Source organism: Bacillus sp. NEAU-Y102 (assembly GCF_054788175.1).
Map to the genome: position 1 here is coordinate 1 of NZ_JBTWFK010000030.1, position 5,000 is coordinate 5,000.

2 protein-coding genes and 2 rRNA genes (1 of these 4 running past the window's edge) are annotated in these 5,000 nt (G+C 44.1%); 3 read left to right on the forward strand and 1 reads right to left on the reverse strand.

Annotated elements, in window-relative coordinates; genetic code table 11:
* Nucleotides 1–9: 9 nt before the first annotated feature.
* From ACYFX0_RS30860 to ACYFX0_RS30870, 3 genes are all read left to right on the forward strand, one after another.
* Nucleotides 10–2,931, forward strand: a 23S ribosomal RNA gene (locus ACYFX0_RS30860).
* A gap of 48 nt (nt 2,932–2,979) precedes the next feature.
* Nucleotides 2,980–3,095 (forward strand): 5S ribosomal RNA (rrf, locus tag ACYFX0_RS30865).
* A 212-nt stretch (nt 3,096–3,307) separates the two neighbouring features.
* Nucleotides 3,308–4,228: a DMT family transporter gene (locus tag ACYFX0_RS30870; protein ID WP_106082611.1), complete on the forward strand. Its 921-nt coding sequence runs from the start codon at nt 3,308–3,310 to the stop codon at nt 4,226–4,228.
* Between the two features lie 48 nt (nt 4,229–4,276).
* On the opposite strand, the gene ACYFX0_RS30875 is transcribed toward ACYFX0_RS30870, so the two are convergent.
* Nucleotides 4,277–5,000, reverse strand: partial view of a sulfotransferase family 2 domain-containing protein gene (locus ACYFX0_RS30875; RefSeq protein ID WP_000483045.1) — the 3' portion only. It continues 68 nt past the right edge of the window; the window shows 724 of its 792 coding nt (coding positions 69–792); its start codon lies off the right edge, out of view; its stop codon occupies nt 4,277–4,279.

Genomic DNA, 5,000 nt, shown 5'->3' on the forward strand with positions numbered 1-5,000 from the left:
TTTTAGTTTGGTTAAGTTAGAAAGGGCGCACGGTGGATGCCTTGACACTAGGAGTCGATGAAGGACGGGACTAACGCCGATATGCTTCGGGGAGCTGTAAGTAAGCTTTGATCCGAAGATTTCCGAATGGGGAAACCCACTATACGTAATGGTATGGTATCCTTACCTGAATACATAGGGTATGGAAGACAGACCCAGGGAACTGAAACATCTAAGTACCTGGAGGAAGAGAAAGCAAATGCGATTTCCTGAGTAGCGGCGAGCGAAACGGAACATAGCCCAAACCAAGAGGCTTGCCTCTTGGGGTTGTAGGACATTCTATACGGAGTTACAAAGGAACGAGGTAGACGAAGCGACCTGGAAAGGTCCGTCGTAGAGGGTAACAACCCCGTAGTCGAAACTTCGTTCTCTCTTGAATGTATCCTGAGTACGGCGGAACACGTGAAATTCCGTCGGAATCTGGGAGGACCATCTCCCAAGGCTAAATACTCCCTAGTGATCGATAGTGAACCAGTACCGTGAGGGAAAGGTGAAAAGCACCCCGGAAGGGGAGTGAAAGAGATCCTGAAACCGTGTGCCTACAAATAGTCAGAGCCCGTTAATGGGTGATGGCGTGCCTTTTGTAGAATGAACCGGCGAGTTACGATCCCGTGCAAGGTTAAGCTGAAGAGGCGGAGCCGCAGCGAAAGCGAGTCTGAATAGGGCGTTTAGTACGTGGTCGTAGACCCGAAACCAGGTGATCTACCCATGTCCAGGGTGAAGTTCAGGTAACACTGAATGGAGGCCCGAACCCACGCACGTTGAAAAGTGCGGGGATGAGGTGTGGGTAGCGGAGAAATTCCAATCGAACCTGGAGATAGCTGGTTCTCCCCGAAATAGCTTTAGGGCTAGCCTTAAGTGTAAGAGTCTTGGAGGTAGAGCACTGATTGAACTAGGGGTCCTCATCGGATTACCGAATTCAGTCAAACTCCGAATGCCAATGACTTATCCTTAGGAGTCAGACTGCGAGTGATAAGATCCGTAGTCAAGAGGGAAACAGCCCAGATCGCCAGCTAAGGTCCCAAAGTGTGTATTAAGTGGAAAAGGATGTGGAGTTGCTTAGACAACTAGGATGTTGGCTTAGAAGCAGCCACCATTTAAAGAGTGCGTAATAGCTCACTAGTCGAGTGACTCTGCGCCGAAAATGTACCGGGGCTAAATACACCACCGAAGCTGCGAATTGATACCAATGGTATCAGTGGTAGGGGAGCGTTCTAAGTGCAGTGAAGTCAGACCGGAAGGACTGGTGGAGCGCTTAGAAGTGAGAATGCCGGTATGAGTAGCGAAAGACGGGTGAGAATCCCGTCCACCGAATGCCTAAGGTTTCCTGAGGAAGGCTCGTCCGCTCAGGGTTAGTCAGGACCTAAGCCGAGGCCGACAGGCGTAGGCGATGGACAACAGGTTGATATTCCTGTACCACCTCTTTATCGTTTGAGCAATGGAGGGACGCAGAAGGATAGAAGAAGCGTGCGATTGGTTGTGCACGTCCAAGCAGTTAGGCTGATAAGTAGGCAAATCCGCTTATCGTAAAGGCTGAGCTGTGATGGGGAAGCTCCTTATGGAGCGAAGTCTTTGATTCCCCGCTGCCAAGAAAAGCTTCTAGCGAGATAAAAGGTGCCTGTACCGCAAACCGACACAGGTAGGCGAGGAGAGAATCCTAAGGTGTGCGAGAGAACTCTGGTTAAGGAACTCGGCAAAATGACCCCGTAACTTCGGGAGAAGGGGTGCTTTCTTAACGGAAAGCCGCAGTGAATAGGCCCAAGCGACTGTTTAGCAAAAACACAGCTCTCTGCGAAGCCGTAAGGCGAAGTATAGGGGGTGACACCTGCCCGGTGCTGGAAGGTTAAGGAGAGGGGTTAGCGTAAGCGAAGCTCTGAACTGAAGCCCCAGTAAACGGCGGCCGTAACTATAACGGTCCTAAGGTAGCGAAATTCCTTGTCGGGTAAGTTCCGACCCGCACGAAAGGTGTAACGATTTGGGCACTGTCTCAACCAGAGACTCGGTGAAATTATAGTACCTGTGAAGATGCAGGTTACCCGCGACAGGACGGAAAGACCCCGTGGAGCTTTACTGTAGCCTGATATTGAATTTTGGTACAGTTTGTACAGGATAGGCGGGAGCCATTGAAACCGGAGCGCTAGCTTCGGTGGAGGCGCTGGTGGGATACCGCCCTGACTGTATTGAAATTCTAACCTACGGGTCTTATCGACCCGGGAGACAGTGTCAGGTGGGCAGTTTGACTGGGGCGGTCGCCTCCTAAAGTGTAACGGAGGCGCCCAAAGGTTCCCTCAGAATGGTTGGAAATCATTCGTAGAGTGCAAAGGCATAAGGGAGCTTGACTGCGAGACCTACAAGTCGAGCAGGGACGAAAGTCGGGCTTAGTGATCCGGTGGTTCCGCATGGAAGGGCCATCGCTCAACGGATAAAAGCTACCCCGGGGATAACAGGCTTATCTCCCCCAAGAGTCCACATCGACGGGGAGGTTTGGCACCTCGATGTCGGCTCATCGCATCCTGGGGCTGTAGTCGGTCCCAAGGGTTGGGCTGTTCGCCCATTAAAGCGGTACGCGAGCTGGGTTCAGAACGTCGTGAGACAGTTCGGTCCCTATCCGTCGTGGGCGTAGGAAATTTGAGAGGAGCTGTCCTTAGTACGAGAGGACCGGGATGGACGCACCGCTGGTGTACCAGTTGTTCTGCCAAGGGCATAGCTGGGTAGCTATGTGCGGAAGGGATAAGTGCTGAAAGCATCTAAGCATGAAGCCCCCCTCAAGATGAGATTTCCCATAGCGTAAGCTAGTAAGATCCCTGAAAGATGATCAGGTTGATAGGTTCGAGGTGGAAGCATGGTGACATGTGGAGCTGACGAATACTAATAGATCGAGGACTTAACCATATAATATGTAGCAATGTTATCTAGTTTTGAAGGAATATGCCTTCATAGTTTGGTGATGATGGCAGAGAGGTCACACCCGTTCCCATACCGAACACGGAAGTTAAGCTCTCTAGCGCCGATGGTAGTTGGGACCTTGTCCCTGTGAGAGTAGGACGTCGCCAAGCAAAAACCTAAGTCGTTTCGACTTAGGTTTTTTTGTGTTTATTTTTATTGCTTGAAATATAAAGGTAAGAATTACCTTTTGTGAAAATATAATCGAGATGTAAAAAGAATATTTGTAATCTTACATAACCTTTTGTGTTTTTAAAGGATTTTACATAAGAAAAAATCTATAATTAAGGTGGTTAACATATATTTTTGATGGGTGTGGGGGATTATGAAAGAAATATGCATGTTATTAGTGGCTGTTATATTATGGGGGACAGCTATTGCACCAACAAAATGGGTGTTAGAATCTATTCAGCCGTTTACTTTGTTGTTTATTCGTCTTTTCTTTGCAGGTGGAATTTGTATGCTATTTTCACTTAAGCAACTACAAAAATCAGTTGTACATAAAAAAGTTCCATGGCAAAGAATGAGTTTGTTAGCCTTTACCGGTGTAGCTGGGTATTTTATGTTCACATCGTATGGTATTTCTTTAACAAGTGGATTACATGTTAGTATCATAGATGCTGCATTACCATTAGTTACAATTCTTTTTTCAGCATTCTTCTTGAAAGAGAAAATTCGATTGAATTATTGGATAGGGATTATATTGGGTGCTATAGGAGTACTCTTTATTACGATTCCATCTAAAAGTGCTGATCAAGAAGTGTCTTTAATAGGAGATATACTGATATTATTAAGTACTTTTCTATTTGCTTTCTACACGGTTTTGCTAAAACGACCAAAACAAGAACAGTATTTATCAAACGAGGTTTTTACAACGTTAACTTTAATTATCGGAGCTGTTATTCTATTACCGTTTGCACTGGTAGAAATTCTTTATTACGGTTTACCAAAGATTGAAACTTGGAAAACGGGACTTAGTGTAATATACCTTGTTATTGGAGCAACAATTTTAGCATATTGGTTTTGGAATAAAGCGCTAGAGAGAGTTTCAGCATCAGTAAGCGGATTATATTTAAATGCATTACCATTAATAAGTATCGCTACTTCAATTATTCTATTAAATGAGTCTCTGACATGGAGGGTAATAATGGGAGCGAGTTTAGTTTTAATCGGAGTAGGATGGGCGGATAAGCAAAAGTTATGTAATCTATTAAAAGGTAATAAGGTGGAGAATAGAGACTGTTAAACAGTATGATTTATATAATTGAAATGTTAAAAAGATAATAGACTAAAATTAGTATGGATATTCTTTGCTGTATTTATATGTGTCGAAATCATTTTGAAATATTGTTTGAACAAGTTGTATACATTCAGTATCATAAAAGCTTTCAAAAGTTGGATGACGGGGAAATAAAGGATCAGTAATATCAGCTTCGCTAAAATTCCCTTTATAAATCATGGCGGAAGTTTGATGATGCCATGATGTTGAGAACTCATTTATTGGTGCGGTTTTTAATTCGAAACGCTTTTCTAATTCTTTCATTTCCTGATCGAAGTTTTCTAAGTATATATAATTGGTCACATATTCTTCTTCACCAGCTATATATTGTTGTGTGAAATGTGGGTTAATATCACTTGCGTGAGCCCCTTTCATAAATAGATAGTATAAAAATTGTTTGAATGAGATCCCTTTGGGGGAATTTTCATCTTGATATAAAAACTTTCGGATGGGTTTCCATTCCGGATTTTCCATATAAGGAGGTCCAATTAAGGACACGAAAGAACTGACTGCTCTCCTATAAGGGTTACGAACAAGTTTAAACGTTTCTTTTTGTTTTTCTCGTAACGCTACACCTAGTCGTACACTATAGGCAGGTGTACTTTTGTATATATCGTATTCAAAATTATGAATGAAAGGACTATAACTTAGAGCTGTTTGCAATAAATCAATCTGGTAAAAGAACCAATTGGCAAGAGAAGTGCAACCGCTTTTTTGACTCCAAAATAGAATGATGGGA

Excerpts from the sequence above, each read along its gene's own strand:
- ACYFX0_RS30870 (WP_106082611.1), top strand. The coding sequence starts at position 3,308 with ATGAAAGAAATATGCATGTTATTAGTGGCTGTTATATTATGGGGGACA.